This window comes from Methylobacterium sp. J-072, assembly GCF_022829425.1.
Taxonomy (GTDB): Bacteria; Pseudomonadota; Alphaproteobacteria; order Rhizobiales; family Beijerinckiaceae; genus Methylobacterium.
Genome location: NZ_JAKSYK010000038.1, coordinates 18,333 through 40,446, shown reverse-complemented (window position 1 = coordinate 40,446; position 22,114 = coordinate 18,333). Strand labels below are relative to the sequence as shown.

19 protein-coding genes are annotated in these 22,114 nt (G+C 68.7%); 13 read left to right on the top strand and 6 right to left on the bottom strand.

Going from position 1 to position 22,114, the window contains the following annotated elements:
* Positions 1-95: 95 nt before the first annotated feature.
* Positions 96-4,811 (bottom strand): glutamate synthase large subunit, encoded by a 4,716-nt coding sequence (gene gltB / locus MKK67_RS03370; RefSeq protein WP_409568362.1) that lies wholly within the window; start codon positions 4,809-4,811, stop codon positions 96-98.
* A gap of 544 nt (positions 4,812-5,355) precedes the next feature.
* Between gltB and MKK67_RS03365 the strand changes: the two genes are divergently transcribed.
* Positions 5,356-6,234 (top strand): hypothetical protein, encoded by an 879-nt coding sequence (locus tag MKK67_RS03365; protein ID WP_243962227.1) that lies wholly within the window; start codon positions 5,356-5,358, stop codon positions 6,232-6,234.
* Positions 6,235-6,239: 5 nt separating this feature from the next.
* On the opposite strand, the gene fdhD is transcribed toward MKK67_RS03365, so the two are convergent.
* Positions 6,240-7,022 (bottom strand): formate dehydrogenase accessory sulfurtransferase FdhD, encoded by a 783-nt coding sequence (gene fdhD / locus MKK67_RS03360; protein ID WP_243962226.1) that lies wholly within the window; start codon positions 7,020-7,022, stop codon positions 6,240-6,242.
* Positions 7,023-7,375: 353 nt separating this feature from the next.
* On the opposite strand from fdhD, the gene coxB reads away from it, so the two are divergent.
* From coxB to MKK67_RS03310, 10 genes are all read left to right on the top strand, one after another.
* Complete coding sequence (gene coxB / locus MKK67_RS03355) at positions 7,376-8,215, top strand: cytochrome c oxidase subunit II (RefSeq protein ID WP_243962225.1); 840 nt, start codon at positions 7,376-7,378, stop codon at positions 8,213-8,215.
* Positions 8,216-8,265: 50 nt separating this feature from the next.
* A complete protein-coding gene (ctaD, locus tag MKK67_RS03350) occupies positions 8,266-9,894 on the top strand; it encodes a cytochrome c oxidase subunit I (protein WP_243962224.1) in 1,629 nt (542 codons plus the stop codon).
* Between the two features lie 201 nt (positions 9,895-10,095).
* Entirely contained in the window at positions 10,096-11,043 is a 948-nt protein-coding gene (locus MKK67_RS03345; RefSeq protein WP_243962223.1) for a heme o synthase, read from the top strand.
* Between the two features lie 5 nt (positions 11,044-11,048).
* Positions 11,049-11,213 carry a hypothetical protein gene (locus MKK67_RS03340; protein WP_243962222.1) on the top strand — a complete coding sequence of 55 codons (165 nt, stop codon included), beginning with the start codon at positions 11,049-11,051 and terminating at the stop codon, positions 11,211-11,213.
* A 10-nt stretch (positions 11,214-11,223) separates the two neighbouring features.
* Positions 11,224-11,835 (top strand): cytochrome c oxidase assembly protein, encoded by a 612-nt coding sequence (locus MKK67_RS03335; RefSeq protein ID WP_243962221.1) that lies wholly within the window; start codon positions 11,224-11,226, stop codon positions 11,833-11,835.
* 141 nt (positions 11,836-11,976) lie between these two features.
* Positions 11,977-12,837 (top strand): cytochrome c oxidase subunit 3, encoded by an 861-nt coding sequence (locus MKK67_RS03330; RefSeq protein WP_243962220.1) that lies wholly within the window; start codon positions 11,977-11,979, stop codon positions 12,835-12,837.
* A gap of 150 nt (positions 12,838-12,987) precedes the next feature.
* Complete coding sequence (locus MKK67_RS03325) at positions 12,988-13,362, top strand: DUF983 domain-containing protein (protein WP_243962219.1); 375 nt, start codon at positions 12,988-12,990, stop codon at positions 13,360-13,362.
* Complete coding sequence (locus MKK67_RS03320) at positions 13,359-14,129, top strand: SURF1 family protein (protein ID WP_243962218.1); 771 nt, start codon at positions 13,359-13,361, stop codon at positions 14,127-14,129. Before MKK67_RS03325 ends, MKK67_RS03320 begins: the two co-directional genes overlap by 4 nt.
* Positions 14,130-14,335: 206 nt before the next feature.
* The gene (sfnG, locus tag MKK67_RS03315; protein WP_243962217.1) at positions 14,336-15,451 is read left to right on the top strand and encodes a dimethylsulfone monooxygenase SfnG; all 1,116 of its coding nucleotides are present in this window, start codon (positions 14,336-14,338) and stop codon (positions 15,449-15,451) included.
* Positions 15,452-15,500: 49 nt separating this feature from the next.
* Entirely contained in the window at positions 15,501-16,757 is a 1,257-nt protein-coding gene (locus tag MKK67_RS03310) for an SfnB family sulfur acquisition oxidoreductase (protein WP_243962216.1), read from the top strand.
* Positions 16,758-16,817: 60 nt separating this feature from the next.
* Here the strand turns inward: MKK67_RS03310 and MKK67_RS03305 are convergent, their stop codons facing one another.
* The 3 genes from MKK67_RS03305 to MKK67_RS03295 all read right to left on the bottom strand — a co-directional run bounded on the left by MKK67_RS03305 (position 16,818) and on the right by MKK67_RS03295 (position 18,278).
* Positions 16,818-17,705, bottom strand: a complete 888-nt coding sequence (locus MKK67_RS03305) for a cation diffusion facilitator family transporter (RefSeq protein ID WP_243962215.1) — start codon at positions 17,703-17,705, stop codon at positions 16,818-16,820.
* A 97-nt stretch (positions 17,706-17,802) separates the two neighbouring features.
* Complete coding sequence (locus MKK67_RS03300) at positions 17,803-18,024, bottom strand: hypothetical protein (RefSeq protein WP_243962214.1); 222 nt, start codon at positions 18,022-18,024, stop codon at positions 17,803-17,805.
* 5 nt (positions 18,025-18,029) lie between these two features.
* On the bottom strand, positions 18,030-18,278 hold the full coding sequence (locus tag MKK67_RS03295; RefSeq protein WP_243962213.1) for a hypothetical protein: 249 nt from the start codon (positions 18,276-18,278) through the stop codon (positions 18,030-18,032).
* A 98-nt stretch (positions 18,279-18,376) separates the two neighbouring features.
* On the opposite strand from MKK67_RS03295, the gene queA reads away from it, so the two are divergent.
* Complete coding sequence (queA, locus tag MKK67_RS03290; RefSeq protein WP_243962212.1) at positions 18,377-19,441, top strand: tRNA preQ1(34) S-adenosylmethionine ribosyltransferase-isomerase QueA; 1,065 nt, start codon at positions 18,377-18,379, stop codon at positions 19,439-19,441.
* Entirely contained in the window at positions 19,438-20,577 is a 1,140-nt protein-coding gene (tgt, locus tag MKK67_RS03285) for a tRNA guanosine(34) transglycosylase Tgt (protein WP_243962211.1), read from the top strand. Before queA ends, tgt begins: the two co-directional genes overlap by 4 nt.
* 7 nt (positions 20,578-20,584) lie before the next feature.
* Here tgt and MKK67_RS03280 read toward each other — a convergent pair whose 3' ends face one another.
* Positions 20,585-21,640, bottom strand: a complete 1,056-nt coding sequence (locus MKK67_RS03280; RefSeq protein WP_243962210.1) for a hypothetical protein — start codon at positions 21,638-21,640, stop codon at positions 20,585-20,587.
* Positions 21,641-22,114: the final 474 nt, after the last annotated feature.

The window sequence follows — 22,114 nt, the reverse complement described above, 5'->3', positions numbered from 1 at the left end:
ACCCTTGAGGCCCGCAGATCGACCGATGCTGCCGCCTATAAGACCTTCATTCCGCCATCGGCGCCCGTATCGCGCGGGCGCCGATCATTAGAGGCTTACTCCGCCGCCACGGGCATCCGCGCCATCTCCATCTCGCGCAGCGCCCGGCGGTATTCCACCGGCATCACCTTAACGAACTTGGTGCGGAAGCTCGCCCAGTCGTCGAGGATCTGCTTGGCCCGCGGGCTGCCCGTATATTTGAGATGGTTGGTGATGAGCTGACTGAGGCGCTCCTCATCGTGGCCGGACATGTCGGCCAGGATGTCGACGCGCCCCTTGGTCTCCAGGTCACCGTCCTGGTGGAAGCGGCGCATCAGGTCGTCCTCCTCCTCGACGGGTTCGAGATCGACCATCGAGAGGTTGCACCGGGCCGAGAACGAGCCGTCCTCGTCCAGCACATAGGCGATGCCGCCCGACATACCGGCCGCGAAGTTGCGGCCGGTCTCGCCGATCGAGACCACGACGCCGCCGGTCATGTACTCGCAGCCATGGTCGCCCATGCCCTCGACCACGGTGATCGCGCCGGAATTGCGCACCGCGAAGCGCTCGCCCGCGGAGCCGCGGATGTAGCACTCGCCGGCGATGGCCCCGTACAGCACGGTGTTGCCGACCATGATGGTCCGGTCAGGCAGCGATCGCAGGGCGTCGCTCGGCCGGATGATCAGCTTGCCGCCCGACAAGCCCTTGCCGACATAGTCGTTGCCGTGGCCGGTCAGCTCGATGGTGACGCCGGCGGCGACCCAGGCGCCGAAGCTCTGGCCGGCGGTGCCTGCCAGCTTCACCACGATGGTGTCGTCGGGCAGCCCCTCGTGGCCGTGGGCCTTGGCGACCATGCCGGACAGCATCGCACCGGCGGCCCGGTCCGAGTTGCGGATCGTGTCGGTGACGACCACCGGCTCGCCAGTCTCGATGGCGTGCTTGGCCCGCTCGATCAGGCGCCGGTCAAGGACCGTGTCGATCGGGTGGTGCTGCTTCTCCACGTGCCGGATGGCGATGCCGTCGGCGACCTTCGGGCGGTGGAACAGCTTGGTGAAGTCGAGCCCGCGCGCCTTCCAGTGGGCGATGGCCTCGACCTTGTCGAGCACGTCGGAGCGGCCGACAGCCTCCTCCAGCTTGGTGAAGCCGAGGGACGCCAGGATCTCGCGCACTTCCTCCGCCACGAAGAAGAAGTAGTTCACCACGTGCTCGGGCGTGCCCTTGAAGCGCTTGCGCAGGACCGGATCCTGCGTGGCGACCCCCACCGGGCAGGTGTTCAGGTGGCACTTGCGCATCATGATGCAGCCGGCCGCGATCAGCGGCGCGGTCGAGAAGCCCATCTGGTCGGCGCCGAGCAGGGCCGCGATGATCACGTCCCGCCCGGTGCGGATGCCGCCATCGGCCTGTAGGGCGACGCGGCCGCGCAGGCCATTGAGCACCAGCGTTTGCTGGGTTTCGGCCAAGCCGGTCTCCCAGGGGCCGCCCGCGTGCTTGAGCGAGGTGAGCGGGGCGGCGCCGGTGCCGCCGTCATAGCCCGAGATCGTGATGTGATCGGCCCGCGCCTTGGCGACGCCGGCCGCCACCGTGCCGACGCCGACTTCGGAGACGAGCTTTACCGACACGTCCGCGGACGGGTTCACGTTCTTCAGGTCGAAGATCAGCTGGGCCAGATCCTCGATCGAGTAGATGTCGTGATGCGGCGGCGGCGAGATCAGGCCGACGCCCGGGGTGGCGTAGCGGACCTTGGCGATCTTGGCGTCGACCTTGTGGCCGGGCAGCTGGCCGCCCTCGCCGGGCTTGGCGCCCTGCGCGACCTTGATCTGCATCATGTCGGAATTGACGAGGTATTCCGTCGTGACGCCGAAGCGGCCCGAGGCGACCTGCTTGATCGCGGACCGGCGCGAGCGCCCGTCCGGGAGCGGCTTGAACCGCTCGACCTCTTCGCCGCCTTCGCCGGAATTCGAGCGTCCGCCGAAGGAATTCAGCGCGATGGCGAGCGTCTCGTGCGCTTCCTTCGAAATGGATCCGTACGACATCGCGCCCGTGGCGAAGCGCTTGACGATCTCGGAAGCCGGCTCGACCGAGTCCAGCGGCACCGGCTCGCGGCCGAGCTCGGCCGCCGACCTCAGGCGGAACAGGCCGCGCAGAGTCTTGAGCTGGTTCTCCTGCCGGTTCACCAGCGCGGCGTATTCGCGATAGCGCTCGGGCACGTTGAGGCGCACCGCGTGCTGGAGCGTCGCGACCGTGTCGGGCGTCCAGGTATGGGCCTCGCCGCGCAGCCGGTAGGCGTATTCGCCGCCGACATCGAGGGCGTTGCGGTAGATCGGCGCGTCGCCGAAGGCGTCGCGGTGACGGCTGACGGTCTCCTCGGCGACCTCGGCCATGCCGACGCCCTCGATGGTGGTCGCCGTGCCGAAGAAGTCCCGGCCCACGAAGGTCGAGTTCAGGCCGACCGCGTCGAAGATCTGCGCGCCGCAATAGGACTGGTAGGTCGAGATGCCCATCTTCGACATGACCTTGAGCAGGCCCTTATCGATCGCCTTGATGTAGCGGTAGATGATCTCGTCGTCGGCGAGGTCCGGCGGGAACTCGTCCTTCATCGCCAGCAGGGTCTCGAAGGCGAGATAGGGATTGATCGCCTCGGCGCCGTAGCCGGCCAGGCACGCGAAATGGTGCACCTCGCGCGGTTCACCGGATTCGGCCACGAGGCCGACCGAGGTGCGAAGGCCCTTGCGGATCAGGTAGTTGTGCACGGACGCCGTGGCCAGCAGCGCCGGGATCGGGATCCGGTCCGGCCCGACCGCGCGGTCGGTCAGCACGATGATGTTGTAGCCGCCGCGCACCGCCGCCTCGGCCCGGTCGCAGAGCCTGTCGAGCGCGCCGTCCATGGCCTGCGCGCCCATCTCGGCCGGGTAGGTCATGTCCAGGGTCTTGGTGTCGAACCGGTCCTCGAAATGGCCGATCGAGCGGATCTTCTCCAGGTCGCCGTTAGTCAGGATCGGCTGGCGGACCTCCAGGCGCTTGCGCCGGGACGCGCCCTCCATGTCGAGCAGGTTCGGCCGCGGCCCGATGAACGAGACGAGGCTCATCACCGCCTCTTCCCGGATCGGGTCGATCGGCGGGTTGGTGACCTGCGCGAAGTTCTGCTTGAAGTAGGTGTAGAGCAGCTTCGACTTCTCGGAGAGCGCCGAGAGCGGCGTATCCGTCCCCATCGAGCCGACCGCCTCCTGGCCGGTCACGGCCATGGGCTGCATCAGCAGCTTCAGGTCTTCCTGGGTGTAGCCGAAGGCCTGCTGGCGATCGAGCAGGCTCACGTCCGAGCGCGATTCCCGCGCCACGACGGGCTTCAGGTCCTCCAGCACGATCTGGGTGTTCTTGACCCAGTCGGCATAGGGGTGCGCGGCCGCGAGCTCGCCCTTGATCTCCTCGTCGGAGACGATCCGGCCCTTCTGAAGGTCGATCAGCAGCATCCGGCCGGGCTGCAGGCGCCAGGACTGGACGATCTTCTCGTCCGGGATCGGCAGCGTGCCCATCTCGGAGGCGAGCACGACGAGCCCGTCATCGGTGACGATGTAGCGGGCCGGGCGCAGGCCGTTGCGGTCGAGGGTAGCGCCGATCTGGCGGCCATCCGTGAAGGCCACGGCGGCCGGGCCGTCCCACGGCTCCATCAGGGCGGCATGGTACTCGTAGAAGGCGCGCCGCTCCTCGCTCATGAGCGGATTGCCGGCCCAGGCCTCCGGGATCAGCATCATCATGGCATGCGCGAGCGGGTAGCCGCCCTGCACGAGGAATTCGAGGGCGTTGTCGAAGCAGGCGGTGTCGGACTGGCCCTCGTAGGAGATCGGCCAGAGCTTCGAGATGTCGTTGCCGAACAGGTCCGAGTCGACGCTGGCCTGGCGGGCCGCCATCCAGTTGACGTTGCCGCGCAGCGTGTTGATCTCGCCGTTATGCGCGACCATCCGGTAGGGGTGCGACAGCCGCCAGGTCGGGAACGTGTTGGTGGCGAAGCGCTGGTGAACCAGGGCGATCGCCGAGACGAATCGCTCGTCCTTCAGGTCGAGGAAGTAGTCGCCGATCTGCGTGACCAGAACCATGCCCTTGTAGACGATGGTCCGGGTCGAGACGGAGACCGGGTAGAACTCCTTCACCCGCGGGTCGTCGAGGGCATAGACCTTGTTGGAGATCACCTTGCGGGCGACGAAGACGCGCCGCTCGAACACGTCCTGGTCGGAGACCGAGCCGGGACGGCCGATGAACACCTGGCGGTGATGCGGCTCGGTGGCCTTCACGGCCACGCCGAGATCCTCGGGATCGACCGGCACGTCGCGCCAGCCGAGCAGCGGCAGGCCCTCGTCGGCCAGGGCCGCCTCGATGATTCCCTGGATGATCGCCCGGGGCTCCTCGGCCTTGGGCATGAAGAACTGACCGATCGCGTATTGGCCGGCCGGCGGCAGCTCGAAGCCGAGGCGCGAGCATTCATCCGCGAAGAAGCCGTGCGGGATCTGTGTGAGGATGCCGCAGCCGTCGCCCATCTTCGGATCCGCGCCCACCGCCCCGCGATGGTCGAGATTCTCGAGGATCTTCAGGCCCTGCTGGACGATGGCATGGGTGCGGCGGTCATGCATGTCGGCGATGAAGCCGACGCCGCAGGCATCGCGCTCGTTGGCCGGATCGTAGGCGCCCTGGGCTTTGGGCAGGGCGGGGTCGCGCACCGTGAGCGGCATCGCGCCGCCGCGCGGAGCGACAGCCTGGAACTCGGAAGCAGCAAACTCGTCGGCGGGTCCGCGCTGGGCCATGCTTCGTCTCGTCCTTCCCTCGATCCCGTCCGCTGCCGATCAACCCGCCAGCATGTTTCATGCCCGCGAGCCGTCGCCGCCCGGCGCCCCGACCCGATGCCGCAGGCGGTCCGGCCGGTCCCCGGGAGGGCACGTCCGTCGACCTGCGTTCATCGAGAACCCGGACCGCTCCGGGGAGCGGCGCGCTGGCGCGCTCGAGACCGTCTGCCGGATTTCCCGCTTGTGCGCGAGACGGAGACGGTCGGCATGCACGGCCGATGGGACAGTTCTACTGTCCTAAGTTGCGAAATTGGCAGATTGAAACCGTTTCAGCAAGGGATCGCGCGAGGACGCGGGCGCGGCATCGGCGACTTGGCTTAAACCGCCGTTCACCAGTCTCTTCCGCAATCTCGCCCGAATCACCCAGTCTACGGGTTCTCGCCGAGCACAAGCGGCATGCGGGGCAACGACCTCGCCGGCATGGTCGAGGTCTGGGCAAACCGGCCCGGACCATGCCGGAACCGGATACTCTGCCGGGTCTCCAAGACGGGAACGCACCAGAGTGATGATCGAGAACAGAATGGCCGGCCGGGCACGGCGCGCGACCACGCGTGCGCTCTGCGCCGTGCTGCTGTCCGGTGGAGCGATGCTGGGTCTCTGCCGCGGCGCCAGCGCGCAATTCGCCTTCGAGGACGACATCCTGCCGCCGCGGATCATCGCGTGGCGTCTGGCCGATCGCGGCTTCAGCGGCTTGAGCCGCCCGCGCTTCGACGGGCGCGTCTACGTGGTGGACGCCGTCAGCCCGACCGGCGTCCCGGTCCGGCTCTTCGTCGATCCGGCCGCGGGCGCGATCGTCGGGCGCCAGCGGATCGGCGCGCCGGAGACCTATGCCCGGCTGGAGCGACCCGGCCCCGGCTTCGGCTGGACCGAGGAGGATGCCGCGCCGCGTCGCATCCTGCGGCCGGCGACGCCCGACGACGTGCCAGGCCCGGCGATGCGGCCGCAACGCCGTCCGGCTCCCGAGGCCCTGCGCCCGGGTATCAATCCCGACGGCGTCAATCCCGATATCCGTCCCCGCCCCGAAGCGCCGCGCAAGGTCGCCCGCGCGGCCCAGCCCGGCCGCCAGCCGGAGCTGAAGCCGGCGCTTCGCACGGTCCCCGAGGCCCCTGCCCCGAAGGTCGCCCCCGCCGAGGCTGCCAAGGCGGATCCCGCCGCCGAGCCTAAGCCGGACACCAAGTCGGCCGCCATCGACAAGACTCCGGCGGCCAGCCCTGCGCCCGCGAATCCCACGCCGGCCAAGCCCGCGACGGGCGGCGTCGCCGAGGCGGCCAAGCCTGCGGCGCAGGATTGGAAGGATCCGCCGCCGGACAAGAAGCCGGTGCGAATCATCGGCGGGGCCACCATCGTCCCCGGTCCCTCCGAGAAGGAGCCGGCGGCGCAGTAGTAACGTCAGACGCCGGGGACCAGCCGTTCGGCCCCGGTGAAGACGGTCAGCGTGTCCGAGCGCGCGATGGCGCAAAGCGTGATCCCGTGTGCCCTGGCGCGCTCCAAAGCGAGGGAGGTCGGAGCCGAGATCGCCACGATCACGGCGGCGCCGAGCCGCGCAGCCTTCTCGACCATCTCGAACGAGCAGCGGCTGGTGATCACTAGGAACCCGTCTGCCGTGTCGGTGCCCACCCGCATCAGCGCGCCGATCAGCTTGTCCAGGGCATTGTGCCGGCCGACATCCTCGCGCGCCGCGACCAGCGTGCCGTCGAGCCGGGCCCAGGCGGCGGCGTGAACGGCCCGCGTTTCGGCGCCCAACACCTGCGCGGCGTCGAGGCCCTCCAGCGCCCTGGCAATGGCCGGGAGGGCGACCCGGACGTCCGGCGCGTCCCGCATCTCGGCCCGGGGCAGTTCCGCCAGATCCTCGATGCCGCAGACGCCGCAGCCGGTGCGACCGCTGATCGCGCGCTTGCGCGCCAGGTGCTCCCGCAGGCGCCCCGGGGCCAGCTCGACATGGAGGCGCAAGCCATCCGCGCCAGCCTCGACCCGCGTCGCGCGGATCTCGTCGGGGGATTCGATGATCCCTTCCGTGAGGCTGAAACCGTAGGCGAAATCCTCGAGATCGGCGGGCGTCGCCATCATCACGGCGTGCGGGACGCTGCCGTAGACCAGATTGACCGGCGACTCGACGGCCAGAGCCCGCGTGCCCGGCTGCGGTTCCGAGCCCGTATAGGCCACGACCTGCATCGGGGCTCGGACTGAGCGAGGCGGGAGCCCGGCCGGTCGATCCTCGGGTTTCATCAACATCCCATGCTCCGACAGCGTCCAATCGTGCCGCCGCGACGTCTCCGGAGCAGCGGAACAGAATCGAAGGCGACGAAAGGTCGAGGCAAGGTCGCATCGACACCTGAATCAGCCTGAATCAACCCGCTGCGACGCTTGTGCGGTTGCACCTCGAACGTCCTTGTGATCTGAAGCCGCGATCGGATACATGCCGGGTAACACAACTGGCGGTCCGTCACGTCGGCACCATCCCGCGCTCAGTCAAGACGGGAAAGGCCGACGGGCAAGCAAATCGCACGGGGAGCAACGAGAGGCAGATGCGGACGGTGCGGACGATCACCCGATCACCCTGGAGCCTCGCCGCCCTCGGCGCATTGCTCACTTCGACATCCGGTGCGCTCGCCGGCGGCTTCGGACAGCCGGTGCCGTGGGAAATGAGCCGGCAGATCCCGGTCACCGAGAATGCCCGCGACATCCTGGGCTTCGAGATCGGCCTCCACTGGCTCTCGCTCGCCATCTCGGTCTTCGTGCTCGGGCTGATCCTGTGGTGCGTCTTCCGCTTCAACGAGAAGACCAACCCGACCCCCTCGCGCACCACGCACAACACCGCCATCGAGATCGCTTGGACCATCGTTCCGGTGCTGATCCTGGTCGCCGTCGCGATCCCGTCCTTCCGTCTGCTGCGCACGCAGCTCGCAGATCCGAAGGCCGACATGATCGTGAAGGTCATCGGCCATGCCTGGTACTGGTCCTACGAGTACCCGCAGACCGAGGCCGGCGGCGGGTTCACCTTCGATGCCAACATCGACGAGGATAAGCAGCCCCGCCTGCTCCAGACCGACAACGAGATGGTCGTGCCGCTGGGCAAGATCGTGAAGATCCAGGTCACCGCGGCCGACGTGCTGCATTCCTGGGCGATGCCGGCCTTCGGCTTCAAGATCGACGCCGTGCCGGGCCGCCTGAACCAGATGTGGTTCCGGGCCGACAAGGAAGGCACCTTCCACGGCCAGTGCTCGGAACTCTGCGGCCAGCGCCACGCCTACATGCCGATCGTCGTCCGCGTGGTCAGCGAGCAGGCCTATGCCGACTGGCTGAAGGAAGCGAAGACCAAGTACGCCCGCATCGACACCGGCACGAGCCTCGCCGAGGCGCGCTGAGCCCCGGCTGACCGAACAGAACCCGTCAGATCCACAAGGCACCCGAATCCATGGCTACAGCCGCAGCCCATGCCGAGGCCCACGAGGTCCACGACCACAAGCCGTCGTTCTTCGCCCGGTGGTTCCTCTCGACGAACCACAAGGACATCGGCACCCTCTACCTGCTCTTCGCCTTCTGCGCCGGCATGATCGGCGCGTTCCTCTCCTTCGGCATCCGGATGGAGATGGAGCAGCCGGGGCTGCAGTACTTCTCGAACCCGGCGACCTACAACGTGTTCGTCACCGGACACGGCCTCATCATGGTGTTCTTCATGGTGATGCCGGCGCTGATCGGCGGCTTCGGCAACTGGTTCGTGCCCCTCATGATCGGCGCACCCGACATGGCGTTCCCGCGCATGAACAACATCTCGTTCTGGCTGACCGTGGCGGGCTTCTGCTCCCTGCTGTGCTCGCTGTTCGTCGAGGGCGCCCCGGGCGCGTCCGGCGCCGGCACCGGCTGGACGGTCTATCCGCCGCTCTCCACCGCCGGCCATCCCGGCCCGGCCGTCGACTTCGCGATCTTCGCCCTGCACCTGTCGGGCGCGGGCTCGATCCTTGGGGCGATCAACTTCATCACCACGATCCTGAACATGCGCGCTCCGGGCATGACGCTGCACAAGATGCCGCTCTTCGCCTGGGCCGAGCTGGTCACCGCCTTCCTGCTGCTGCTGTCGCTGCCGGTGCTCGCGGGCGCCATCACGATGCTGCTCACCGACCGCAACTTCGGCACGACCTTCTTCGACCCGGCCGGCGGCGGTGACCCGATCCTGTACCAGCACCTGTTCTGGTTCTTCGGTCACCCCGAAGTGTACATCATGATCCTGCCGGCCTTCGGCATCGTCTCGCACATCATCTCGACCTTCTCGCGCAAGCCCGTCTTCGGCTACCTCGCGATGGCCTACGCGATGGTGGCGATCGGCGTCGTCGGCTTCGTGGTGTGGGCCCACCACATGTACACGGTCGGCCTGTCCCTGCAGACGCAGTCCTATTTCGTGTTCGCCACCATGGTGATCGCGGTCCCCACGGGCGTGAAGATCTTCTCGTGGATCGCCACCATGTGGGGCGGCTCCATCCGCTTCACCGCCGCGATGCACTGGGCGGTGGGCTTCATCTTCCTGTTCACCGTCGGCGGCGTCACCGGCGTCGTGCTCGCCAACTCGGCGGTCGATAAGTACCTGCACGACACCTACTACGTCGTGGCGCACTTCCACTACGTGCTGTCGCTGGGCGCGGTGTTCATCATCTTCGCCGGTGTCTACTACTGGTTCCCGAAGATGACCGGGCACATCATCCCGGAATGGGCCGGCAAGCTGCACTTCTGGCTGGCCTTCATCGGCGCCAACGTCCTGTTCTTCCCGATGCACTTCCTCGGGCTGGCCGGCATGCCGCGTCGTTACGCCGACTACCCGGACGCCTTCGCGGCCTGGCACAAGGTCTCGACCTACGGCGGCCACATCTTCGGCCTCAGCATGTTCGTCTTCGTGATCGGCGTCGTGCTGGCCTTCCGCTCCAAGGAGCGGGCTGCCGACAATCCCTGGGGCGAAGGCGCCACCACCCTCGAGTGGACGCTGCCCTCCCCGCCGCCCTTCCACCAGTTCGAGACGCTGCCCCGCATCGTCGACGAGCCGGGCGCGCACTGACCAACCTCGCGAGGGCCGCATCGGCGGCCCTCGCCCTTCCCCGGAGGCCGCGACCGCGACTTCCCGGCAAGGGCGATGAAAACGGGCGAACCGCACGGGCTGCGTGTTCCGCTCGCGCCTTCCCTTGGAACTAATCGATTTCGAAACATGACCCGGCCGTGACGCGCGTGGCCGGGCGCCGATACAACAGCAGCAGACGCGATGACGAGCCTGACCAACACGATCGGCCCGGACGCTCCGGCCCCGGCCTTCACCGCCGTCGGCGGCGACGTGCCGGACTATTTCGCCCTGCTCAAGCCGCGGGTGATGGTCCTCGTCATCTTCACGGCCCTCGTCGGCATGGTCGTCTCGCAGGGGCACGTCCCGCCGGCGATCGGCGTGATCTCGCTGCTCGCCATCGCGGTCGGGGCCGGCGCCTCCGGCTGCCTCAACATGTGGTGGGACGCGGATATCGACGCCGTGATGACCCGGACCGCCCAGCGTCCGATCCCGGCCGGCCGGATCTCCTCCGAGGAAGCGCTCGGCTTCGGCCTGTTCCTGTCGGTGGCGTCCGTGCTGGTGCTGGGCTTGGCGGCGAATTGGCTCGCCGCCGGGCTGCTCGCCTTCACCATCGTGTTCTACGCGGTGATCTACTCGATGTGGCTGAAGCGGGCGACCGCGCAGAACATCGTCATCGGCGGCGCCGCCGGCGCCCTGCCGCCGGTGATCGGCCAGGCGGTGGTCTCCGGCTCGGTCGGGATCGAGTCGCTGGTCCTGTTCGCCATCATTTTCATTTGGACGCCGCCCCACTTCTGGGCGCTGGCCCTGATCAAGGCCGAGGAATATGCCCGCGCCGGCATCCCGATGATGCCCAACGTCGCCGGCCCCGCCTCTACGCGCCGTCAGATCGTCTGGTACACGGTGCTCCTGGCGCCCCTCGGTCTCGTACCCGTGGCCCTCGGCTTCGGCGGCCTGCTCTACGCGGTGATCGGCGTGGTCGGCGGCCTCGGCATGCTGGCCTTCAGCGTCCGCGTCCTGAGGAACCGGGAGGGCGAGGCCGAGAAGCGCGCCGCCATGGGTATGTTCGGCTTCTCGATCCTCTACCTGTTCGCGCTGTTCTCGGCACTGCTCGCCGAGCAGAGTTTTGGCCTGTTCCGGCCGTTGGTCTGAGCGCCATGCCGGATCCCGAGACTCCGTATCGTCAGCTCACCCCCGCGGAAGAGGCGCGTCGCCGGAAGCGTTCGATCGCGATCGCCCTCGCGTTGGGCGCGTGGGTGCTGCTGTTCTTCGTGCTGACCATCGTCAAGCTCGGCCCGCAGATCCTCAGCCGTCCGCTCTGACGAGGACCCGATGAGCGCATCCCGCCCCGATCCCAGCCGCGGTGCCAGACGGACGGCGATCGCCTGCGCCGGCCTCGCAGTCGGCATGATCGGCCTCGCCTTCGCGTCGGTGCCGCTCTACGACGCCTTCTGCAAGGCGACCGGCTACGACGGCACGCCGCGCCAGGGTCCGGCCCTGGCGACGTCGTCGGCCCGCGCCAATGACAGCATGGTGGTGCATTTCGACACCAACGTCGCCCCGGGCCTGCCCTGGAAGTTCGTCCCCGAGTCGAACAACGTCGAAGCCAAGCTCGGTGAAACCAAGACGGTCTTCTTCCGGGTCCAGAACACCAGCAGCAAGCCGTCCACCGGCGTGGCGACCTTCAACGTCCAGCCCGGCTTGATGGGCGGCTACTTCGTCAAGGTCGCCTGCTTCTGCTTCAACGAGCAGACGCTGCAGCCGGGCGAGACCCTGGACGTGCCGGTGGTCTTCTACGTCGACCCGGCGGTGCGGGACGATTCGAACACCGCGCATCTCTCGGAGATGACGCTGTCCTACACCTATTTCGCCTCGAAGAACGGCCAGCCGGTCACTGCGGCGGTCGCGACCACAGGGGCTTCGGGCACGAAGCGCGATTTCTGATCGCGAACGCGTGACAACAGAGGTCGGCACCGACTAAGTGTGCGGACAAGCTTGGGCGTCCTGTATGCGGCGCCCGGCCAAGAGCGATTAGGCCGGATGCCGGGAACGGCGCGGGGCGTCAGGGTGAGGAGCGACGGGACGATGGCCGAGGCGCACGCCAAGAATCACGATTTCCATATTCTGAGCCCGAGTCCATGGCCGCTGCTCGGGGCCTTCTCGGGTTTCCTGATGGCCTTCGGCGCCGTGTTCTGGATGAAGAGCCTCCAGATCGGCACCCTGACCCCGGGCCCGTACATCTTCGGCGTCGGCGCCATCGGCGTGCTCTACACCATGTTCTCCTGGTGGAAGGACGTGGCGCACGAGGCCAATTCGGGCGACCACACCCGCGTCGTCCAGCTGCATCACCGCTACGGCATGATGATGTTCATCGCCTCCGAGGTGATGTTCTTCGTCGCATGGTTCTGGGCCTATTTCGAGGCGGCGCTCTACACCGCCGATCCGATCCAGGCCTCCCGGGTCGAGTTCACCGGCGGTGTCTGGCCGCCCAAGGGCATCGAGGCGTTCGACCCCTGGCACCTGCCGTTGCTCAACACGCTGATCCTGCTGACCTCCGGCACGACCGTGACCTGGGCGCACCATGCGCTGCTGCACAATGACCGCAAGGGCCTGAAATACGGCCTGTGGCTGACGATCATCCTGGGCGTGCTGTTCACGGCCTGCCAGGCCTACGAGTACAGCCACGCCGAGTTCGGCTTCTCGGGCAGCATCTACTCGTCGACCTTCTATATGGCGACGGGCTTCCACGGCGCCCACGTCATCATCGGCACGATCTTCCTGGCGGTGTGCCTGTTCCGCGCCTATGCGGGCCAGTTCACCCCGCGCCAGCATCTCGGCTTCGAATTCGCCGCCTGGTACTGGCACTTCGTGGACGTGGTCTGGCTGTTCCTGTTCGCCGCGATCTACGTCTGGGGTTCGGGCGTCTTCCACGGCGCCGCGCACTGAGCGCAGCTACCCCGTCACCGCATGGCGGGTCTGTGAAAGGGCGGCTCAGGCCGCCCTTTTTCGTGTCCGACTCGGCGCGATCCCCATATCGGTAAGGACGGCTGGGCGGTGGCGCATATGCGGCCTCCCGGGCCGGTCTGGAGTGTTCACGTGGACCAACGAACCTATCCGCAGCCGCCGCCCGTCCCCACGGGCCTGCGCGGCCGGTGTCCGCGCTGCGGCGAGGGCCACCTGTTCAAGGGCTACCTGACCCTACGCCCATCGTGCGAGGCCTGCGGGCTCGACTATTCGAGCTTCGATTCCGCCGACGGGCCGGCCTTCTTCGTGATGTCGATCGTCGGCCTGCTGGTCGTCGGCTTGGCCCTTTGGCTGGAGATCACCTACGAACCGCCGATCTGGGTGCACGCGCTCGTCGCCGGCACCCTGTCGATCGGCTTGAGCCTGATGCTGGTCCGGCCGCTCAAGGGCATGCTGATCGCCCTCCAGTACAGCAACAAGGCCGAGCAGGGACGCTTCGAGCAGTGAGCCGAACCACGCCGCGCGCGGCCGCCTGGCGCGAGCTCATCGCGCCCGGTCTCGCCTCTCTGATCGCGTTGGCGATTCTGGTGAGCCTCGGGATCTGGCAGATCGAGCGCAAGACCTGGAAGGAAGACCTGATCGACCGCATCGTCCGGCAGACCCGGGCCGAGCCGGTGGCGCCGCCCGCGCCCGATGCCTGGGATCCCGGCCGTGACGAGTTCCGCCACGTGCGCGTCTCCGGCCGCTTCGCCAACGATCGCGAGACCCTGGTCCACGGCCTCGCCGCCGGCGAGACGCCCGGCCGGGCGCTGCAGGGCTATTACGTGATCACCCCGCTCTTGCGGGCGGAGGGTGGCACGGTCCTGATCAACCGCGGTTTCGTGCCGACCGAGCTGAAGGCCCAGGCCGACCGCAAGGACGGCCTGATCGAAGGCCCGATAACCGTGACCGGGATCCTCCGGGCCAGCGAACCGCGCGCGATGTTCGTGCCGGAGGCGGATCCGACGCGCGGCGAGTGGTTCAACCGCGATGTCGCCGGCATCGCCGCCGCGCGCGGGATCGCGGAGGCGGCGCCCTACCTGATCGAGGCCGATGCCGTGCCCGGCCAGGCCACGTGGCCGCGCGGCGGCCAGCTGAAGGTCGATATCCCCAACAACCACCTGCAATACGCCTTCACGTGGTTCGCCCTGGCCGCCTGCCTGATCGGCGTCTTCGGCGTGTTCGCCTATCGCCGCCTGCACGATTCGGACACCACGCCAAAAGGGAAAGAATAAACTCGCATTCAACGCCGGGATGCGCAGAAGAATGCCGCCCAAGCCGCGATTAAAACGGCATCCCGTTCCTTTGACCTGTCGCGGCCAAGCCGGAATACTTTGCGTGTTCCTGAGCGGTCGCGCAACTCTGCATCTTGTATTCAGTTTGCTGCGATCCCTTGAAGACGCGGCGGGGCAACGACCCCACGCGAACGAGGTAGCGCGCCATGACCAACCGTTTCGTCGACGACACGCCGCCTGATCCGATCCGGTTCGCCTATTGGGTGCCCAACGTCTCGGGCGGCCTGGTGATCAGCAAGATCCCGCAACGCACGAGCTGGGATGCCGATTACAACCGTCGCTTGGCGCAGATCGCCGAGGAATCCGGCTTCGACTACGCCCTGACCCAGATCCGCTTCACCGCCGGCTACGGTGCCGAGTACCAGCATGAATCGGTGGCGTTCAGCCACGCGCTGCTGGCCGCGACCACCCGGCTCAAGGTGATCGCGGCGCTCCTGCCCGGGCCTTGGCACCCGACGCTCGCGGCCAAGCAGGTCGCGACCATCTCGCAGCTCACCGGCGGCCGGATCGCCGTCAACATCGTCTCCGGCTGGTTCTCGGGCGAGTTCCGGGCGATCGGCGAGCCCTGGCTCGACCACGACGAGCGCTATCGCCGCTCGGAGGAGTTCATCCGCAGCCTCCGGGGGATCTGGACGCAGGACAACTTCACCTTCCGGGGCGATTTCTACCGCTATACCGACTACACCCTGAAGCCGAAGCCGGCCGATCCGCTGCCGGAAATCTTCCAGGGCGGCTCGTCCCGGGCGGCGCGCGACATGGCCGCCCGCGTTTCCGATTGGTACTTCACCAACGGCAACACGCCCGAGAACATCCGCGCTCAGGTCGACGATATCCGCGCGAAGGCCGCCGAGAGCGGCAACCGTCCGCGCATCGGCGTGAACGCCTTCGTGATCGCCCGGGACACCGAGGAGGAAGCCCGCGCCGTCCTTCAGGAGATCATCGACCAGGCCGATCCCGACGCCGTGAAGGCGTTCGGCCACGAGGTGAAGAACGCCGGCAAGGCGTCGCCCGAGGGCGAAGGCAATTGGGCGAAATCCAGCTTCACCGACCTCGTCCAGTACAACGACGGGTTCAAGACCAACCTGATCGGCACGCCGGACCAGATCGCCGAGCGCATCCTGGCCCTCAAGGATGCCGGGGCCGACCTCGCGCTGCTGGCCTTCCTGCATTTCCAGGAGGACGTCGCGTATTTCGGCACCCATGTGATCCCGCGGGTCCGCGCCCTCGAAGCCGCGCGCGAGAAGCGCGCCGAAGCGGCCTGACGAGCTGCCCCAAACCTCGAAACGATCCCCTACCCTTCCGGAGTGAGCCATGAACATCGCGGTCGATGCGCGCACGCTCGACACCCAGCCGCGCCAGGGCGTTCCAGGCCCGGCGCGGCCGTCCTCCCCCGCCCACGTGATCCGTGACGATGCCGAGGCGCTGGCGGTGGCCCACCGCCTCGCCGCGGAGTTCCGGCTCGGCGCCTCCGACCGCGACCGGAACCATACCCGGCCCCTGGCGGAGCTCGATGCCTTCTCCCAGAGCGGCCTGTGGTCGATCAACGTGCCCAAGGCCTATGGCGGCCCGGAGGTCTCCTACAAGACCCTGGCGCAGGTCATCGCGCTCATCTCGGCGGCCGATCCGGCGATCGGGCAGATCGCGCAGAACCATTTGGGCATCGTGGCGGCGATCCGGACGGTCTCGGACGAGCCGCAGAAGCAACGGCTGTTCGGGGAGGTCCTGCGAAGCACCCGGTTCGGCAACGCCTTCTCCGAGCGGGGGACCAAGCGGGCGGCCGATTTCGATACGCGGTTCACCGATCACGGCGACCACGTGATCGTGCGCGGCCAGAAATTCTACGCGACCGGGGCGCTGCTGGCGCATCTCGTGCCGATCGTCGCCCTCGATGCCGAGGGCCGGGCCTGGTACGCCATCGCAGAGCGCGACGCGCCGGGGCTCACGGTGATCGACGACTGGTCCAGCTTCGGCCAGCGCGGCACGGCGAGCGGCACGGTGCTGATCGAGGATGTCCGGGTGGAGAAGAGCCATCTAGTGCCGGCCTGGAAGGGCTACGAGGCGCCGAGCGCGGACGGGGCGATCTTCCAGATCATCCAGGCGGCGGTCGATGCCGGCATCGGTCGCGAAGCCCTGGACGACACGATCCGGTTCGTGCGCGAGAAGGCGCGGCCCTGGATCGATAGCGGGCAGGAGCGGGCCTCCGACGATCCCTACACGATCCAGGCGATCGGCGACCTCACCATCCGCCAGCATGCGGCCGAAGCCCTCCTCGACAAAGCCGGGCTCGCCCTCGACGCGGCGGTCGCGCAGCCGGATGCCGAGAGCGTCGCCGCGGCGCAACTCGCCGTCGCCGAAGCGAAGGTGCTGACCACCGACATCGCCCTGGCGGCTTCCAACAAGCTGTTCGAATTATCCGGCACCCGCTCGACGCTCGCCGCCGAGAACCTCGACCGGCATTGGCGCAACGCCCGGACCCACACGCTGCACGATCCGGTGCGCTGGAAAGTCGCCATCATCGGCAACCACGCGCTGAACGGCGTCGCGCCGCCGTTCCACGCCTGGAGCTAAACGCGCGTCTCGAAGAGTGACAGCCGGCGCCCTCGATACCGCTTCCAGGGCGCCGGACGTTCAGAGAACCGGCAGGCCGCGAGCCTTGGCTTCCTCGCCGGGCTCGACGTGGATCGTGACGACCGCCCCGGGGATCGTCGTCTCCAGGGCGCTTTCCAGCCGGTCGCAGATGGCGTGCGAGGCCTCGACGGTCATGCTGCCCGGGACCACGAGGTGGAAGTCGATGAACGTCGCTTGGCCCGCCGACCGGGTCCGGACGTCGTGGGCTTCCAGGGCGCCTTCTCCGTGGCGGGAGATCAGCGCCCGGATCTCGCAGACCATGTCGGGCGAGGCCGCCCGATCCATCAGGCCGTCGACCGATTCGCGTACCATGCGGAAGCCGGACCAGAGGATGTTGAGCGCCACGAGCCCGGCCACCGCCGGGTCGAGGGTCGGATAGCCCGTCAGCCAGACCGCGGCGACGCCCAGGAGCACGCCGCACGAGGTCACCACGTCGGCGAAGACGTGGCGGGCATCCGCGATCAGGGCCGGCGAGCGCCAGGCCCGGCCCCAGCGCATCAGCGCCCAGGCCCAGGCAGCGTTGATGGCCCCGGCCCCGAGGTTGATGGCCAGGCCCAGGGCCGGCGCGTCCAGAGGTTTCGGCGCGAGCAGGCCGAAATACGCTTCCCGCAGGATCAGGACTGCCGCCACGACGATGAGCGCGCCCTCGATCACCGCGGAGAAGAACTCGGCCTTGTGGTGGCCGTAGGGATGCTCCGCATCGGCGGGGCGCGCCGCCACCCGCAGGGCCACGAAGGCCCCAATTGCCGCGACCACGTTGATGATGCTCTCGAGCGCGTCGGAGTACAGCGCCAGGCTGCCGGTGAGCCACGCCGCATAAAATTTGAGCACGGTCACCACGAGGCCGATGCCGGCGCTGAGGAGGGCTGCTTTCTGGGTCCGGTCCATGGGATACGCCGATCACGAGTCGACGTGCCCATACGGGATGCAGCTTGCCTCAGGCCACGGCAAAGCTTCGACGCTGCCGAAAGAGTCTTAGCTTCGGCTATGCCTCGGCCGGCGGAGTCTCCTGGCCGCGTTCGGTTTCGCGCCGCCGGCTCCGCTCGGCCTTGACCCGCGCCTCGGCGGCTTTCCGCAACAGGCGGCGCTTTTGCCAGGCAAAGCGCGTGGTGGCCGCGATAGCATCGAGGCGCGCCGCCTCCCGGTCCCAGTAGCCGACGAGTTGGCCGTCGAGGGTGATGCGCGGGGTGCGGCTGGGCCTGAGCATGCTGTTCAGTCCTGCGGGGATGCCGGTTCGCCGGTCTCGGCCACGATCAGCCCGTCCGCATCGCCGCGGAAGCTGCCGACCCCGGTATTGGGCACTGGCACGGCCGGGCTGCCGAAGGGCTCGCTCGGATAGGCCTCCTCGAACTTCGACCGGGCGGCGGCATGATCGTCGGCCTTGAGCACGATCTGTTCGGTGCCGGGCAGAGGCCAGCGCGGGTCGGCGGCATCGCGGGGTCGCACGGCGTACCAGGGCATCGAGTTAGCGTCTCCTGCTTCGGTGAGGCGAGAACAGGCAGGGTCGCGAACCAGTTCCGAGGTTGAATCCGCGTGCCGTTCGGTGCAGGCAGCCGGCGATGCGCGTGGACCTGTTCGATTTCGAGTTGCCGGAGAGCTGCATCGCCCTGCGCCCGGCCGAGCCGCGCGATGCCGGGCGGCTTCTCGTCGTGCGCCCGGGCGAGGCGCTGGCGGACCGTACCGTCCGCGACCTGCCCGGGGCGCTCCGGCCCGGCGATGCCCTGGTCTTCAACGACACGAAGGTGATTCCGGCGCGGCTCAACGGCATCCGCACCCGCCCCGGCGCGCCCGGCCAGCGCACCGAGGTCATGCTGCACCTGCGCGAGGCGCCCGCGCGCTGGCGCGCCTTCGCCCGGCCGGCCAAGCGGCTGACTGTGGGCGACGCGCTTCAGTTCGGCGAGCTTCGGGCCACCGTGGTCGCGAAGGGCGAGGCTGGCGAGATCACCCTCGATTTCGACCGGGCGGGGGCCGCGCTCGACGCCCAGATCGCCCTCGATGGCGCCCTCCCCCTGCCGCCCTACATCGCCGGCAAGCGCGCCACCGACGCCCGCGACGCCACCGACTACCAGACGATCTATGCGCGCCATCCGGGCGCCGTGGCGGCGCCCACCGCGGGGCTACATTTTTCGGATGCTCTGCTGGCGGCGCTCGACGCCGCCGGCCTGCACCGGCACCACGTCACCCTGCATGTCGGCGCCGGGACGTTCCTGCCGGTCAAGGCGGACGACACCGAGGGCCACCGGATGCATGCGGAGATCGGCATCCTCGATGCCGACACGGCCGCCGCGCTCAACGCCGTCCGGGCGGCCGGCGGCCGGATCGTTGCGGTGGGTACGACGGCATTGCGCCTGCTAGAGAGTGCCGCGAGCCCCGACGGCACGCTCGCGGCTTTCTCGGGGCCGACCGACATCTTCATCACGCCCGGCTACCGGTTCCGCGCGGTCGACGCGCTGGTGACCAACTTCCACCTGCCGCGCTCGACCCTGTTCATGCTGGTCTCGGCCTTCTCGGGCCTCGACACGATGCGGGCGGCCTACGCGCACGCGATCCGGAGCGGCTACCGCTTCTACTCCTACGGCGACGCCAGCCTGCTGTTCCCGGGCCCGCGCGCGGACATGCCATGACCGAGACCGTGCCCTTCGGCTTCACCCTGCACGGGCAGGACGGGACCGCCCGGACCGGCGAAATCGCGACGCCGCGGGGAAACATCCGCACGCCGGCCTTCATGCCTGTAGGGACCGCCGCCACCGTCAAGGCGATGTACCCCGGTCAGGTCCGGGAGCTGGGCGCCGACGTGGTGTTGGGCAACACCTACCACCTGATGCTGCGCCCCGGCCCCGAGCGGATGGCGCGGCTCGGCGGCCTTCATAAGTTCATGAACTGGGACCGGCCGATCCTCACCGATTCCGGTGGCTTCCAGGTGATGTCGCTCTCGGCCCTCCGAAAGATCGACGAGCAGGGGGTGACGTTCCGCTCGCATATCGACGGCACCGCCCACCACATGAGCCCGGAGCGCTCCATCGAGATCCAGGGCCTGCTCGGCTCCGACATCCAGATGCAGCTCGACGAATGCGTGCGCCTGCCGGCCGAGCATGCGGCGATCGAGAAGGCCATGCACCTGTCCCTGCGCTGGGCCGAGCGCTGCCGGGTCGCGTTCGGGGAACAGCCGGGCAAGGCGATGTTCGGCATCGTTCAGGGCGGCGACGTCCCGGCGCTCCGCGTCGAGAGTGCCCGCGCCCTGACCGACCTCGACCTGAAGGGCTACGCGGTCGGCGGGCTCGCGGTCGGCGAGCCGCAGGCCGTGATGTTCGCCATGATCGAGACCGTCGAGCCGCACCTGCCGCAGGCCAAGCCGCGCTACCTGATGGGCGTCGGCACGCCGGACGACATCCTGGGCGCCGTCGCCCGCGGCATCGACATGTTCGATTGCGTGATGCCGACCCGGGCCGGCCGCCACGGTCTCGCCTATACCCGCAACGGCCGGGTCAACCTGCGCAACGCCCGCCACGCCGAGGATACGGCGCCGCTGGACGAGGCTTCGACCTGCCCGGCGGCGCGGGACTATTCCCGGGCCTACCTGCATCACCTCGTCCGGTCGAACGAGATCCTAGGGATGATGCTGCTGACCTGGAACAACCTCGCCTACTATCAGGACCTGATGGCGGGCGCCCGGGCCGCGATCCGGGACGGGCGGTTCGCGGATTACTGCAGCGTCACCCGCGAGGGCTGGGCGCGGGCCGAACGCGCCGCCGCTGGATGAACCGGCGTCACGGGTGCGCGAGCACCCGATAGGTGCCGTCCGGGTCGTCGGCGCCGGTGCCGACCACGGCCTTCAGATCCGCCACGATGCGCGCAGCCACCGGCAGGCGGTAATGCAGCGCGTCCCAGTAATTCGCGTCCTGCGTGGTCACGGGTGAAGGCATGCGGAAATCCACCACGACGGCACCGTGCCGGGTGCCGATCTCCGCGACGCGGGCCTTGCAGGCCGTCTCCCGGCGGCCGGCCGGTGTGCCGGGGGCGCCTTGCGCCGCCGCGTGCATCGGCATGAAGGCAACGAGCTTCAGGGCGCCCGCTGGGACGTGCCCGAGGAGCGCATCGAGCCGTGCCAGCGCCGGCATGGGGGCGTCCGGCCGGTCGGCGGGCGCCGCCGGATCGACGGCGCCGGCCCGGATATGGGCGCGGGCGCGTACGGGATCGTACAGCGCCTCGGGCGGCGTGAAGACCGCGTAGCCGTCGGGGCGGATCCGCGGCCGTGCCAAGCCGAGACGCGCCAGCCCGGTCTGCGCGGCGATCGTGACCGAGCGCAGGCTGGCCTGCCGCAGCACGCCCCAGGGCGCGCCCGCTTCATAGAGCCAGTCCGGGAAGGCGTTGGCGGTGCGGGCCGGCGGATCGGCGGCGCACCACGTCGTGTCGAGGCCGAACAGGATTGCCTTCACCGGCCGGTGCGCGAGGAAGAGTTCGGCTAGGCGGATCTGCTCGTCCGGCGTCGCGGCGTTCACCGCCAGGTTGGCGAAGCGCGCATCGAAGGCGGCATCAAGCGCGGCCGGATCGAGGAGCCGTGCTGTCGAGGTGCCGAACACGGCCGCATCGAACGGACCGCCGCGGGCGATCTGCGGGTAGGAAAGCCGCTGGTTGGTGTCCATGATCGGGCCCGGCGGATGGCCGGGACCCGCGCGCAGGCCGTAGGGGTCGAGAAGCGCCACAGCGCCGATGATGGCGAGGCCGAGCAGAACGGCGGCGGTCAGGAACACCCGGGTGAAGCCGGCCCATGTGGCGGGCTGGGTCTCGACAACGGCGGGACAGGCTGGCGATTTCGGGGCCATGGGCAGGCCGTATACCCGCTTCGATCCACGCCGACAGGCTACAGAGGTTTGAGGCGCAGGCGTCCTTGCAGCCCGCGCCGCGTCTCCCTCTCCCGTGTGGGAGAGGGCTGGGGTGAGGGATATGCCCTATCCGGACGAACCTGTCCCCTCACCCTGTCCCTCTCCCGCACGGGTTATCGGCTTCACACATCCCCGGATGTGGCGCGGGTCCCCTCTCCCGTGCGGGAGAGGGACAGGGTGAGGGATGCGCGCTTTCCGGACAGACCTGATCCCTCACCCCAACCCTCTCCCGCACGGGAGAGGGGGCGCGTGGCGGCTTTCGCGAGCCGATGTGTGAACATCGTAACCCGCACGGGAGAGGGGACCCGAGGCTCCTTCGGTCACGCCACGACCGTGGCTACGATCGAAATCTGTGTCGCCGATCGGCTTCACGCCGTCGCGATGATGCAGGTGACGGAAAGCGTCCAGACCGAA

Excerpts from the sequence above, each read along its gene's own strand:
- ctaD (WP_243962224.1), top strand. The coding sequence starts at position 8,266 with ATGGCTACAGCCGCAGCCCATGCCGAGGCCCACGAGGTCCACGACCAC.
- queA (WP_243962212.1), top strand. The coding sequence starts at position 18,377 with ATGCGCGTGGACCTGTTCGATTTCGAGTTGCCGGAGAGCTGCATCGCC.
- MKK67_RS03295 (WP_243962213.1), bottom strand. The coding sequence starts at position 18,278 with ATGCCCTGGTACGCCGTGCGACCCCGCGATGCCGCCGACCCGCGCTGG.
- MKK67_RS03345 (WP_243962223.1), top strand. The coding sequence starts at position 10,096 with ATGACGAGCCTGACCAACACGATCGGCCCGGACGCTCCGGCCCCGGCC.
- MKK67_RS03300 (WP_243962214.1), bottom strand. The coding sequence starts at position 18,024 with ATGCTCAGGCCCAGCCGCACCCCGCGCATCACCCTCGACGGCCAACTC.
- sfnG (WP_243962217.1), top strand. The coding sequence starts at position 14,336 with ATGACCAACCGTTTCGTCGACGACACGCCGCCTGATCCGATCCGGTTC.
- MKK67_RS03365 (WP_243962227.1), top strand. The coding sequence starts at position 5,356 with ATGATCGAGAACAGAATGGCCGGCCGGGCACGGCGCGCGACCACGCGT.
- coxB (WP_243962225.1), top strand. The coding sequence starts at position 7,376 with ATGCGGACGGTGCGGACGATCACCCGATCACCCTGGAGCCTCGCCGCC.
- MKK67_RS03330 (WP_243962220.1), top strand. The coding sequence starts at position 11,977 with ATGGCCGAGGCGCACGCCAAGAATCACGATTTCCATATTCTGAGCCCG.
- MKK67_RS03335 (WP_243962221.1), top strand. The coding sequence starts at position 11,224 with ATGAGCGCATCCCGCCCCGATCCCAGCCGCGGTGCCAGACGGACGGCG.
- MKK67_RS03340 (WP_243962222.1), top strand. The coding sequence starts at position 11,049 with ATGCCGGATCCCGAGACTCCGTATCGTCAGCTCACCCCCGCGGAAGAG.
- tgt (WP_243962211.1), top strand. The coding sequence starts at position 19,438 with ATGACCGAGACCGTGCCCTTCGGCTTCACCCTGCACGGGCAGGACGGG.
- MKK67_RS03280 (WP_243962210.1), bottom strand. The coding sequence starts at position 21,640 with ATGGCCCCGAAATCGCCAGCCTGTCCCGCCGTTGTCGAGACCCAGCCC.
- gltB (WP_409568362.1), bottom strand. The coding sequence starts at position 4,811 with ATGGCCCAGCGCGGACCCGCCGACGAGTTTGCTGCTTCCGAGTTCCAG.
- fdhD (WP_243962226.1), bottom strand. The coding sequence starts at position 7,022 with ATGCAGGTCGTGGCCTATACGGGCTCGGAACCGCAGCCGGGCACGCGG.
- MKK67_RS03305 (WP_243962215.1), bottom strand. The coding sequence starts at position 17,705 with ATGGACCGGACCCAGAAAGCAGCCCTCCTCAGCGCCGGCATCGGCCTC.
- MKK67_RS03310 (WP_243962216.1), top strand. The coding sequence starts at position 15,501 with ATGAACATCGCGGTCGATGCGCGCACGCTCGACACCCAGCCGCGCCAG.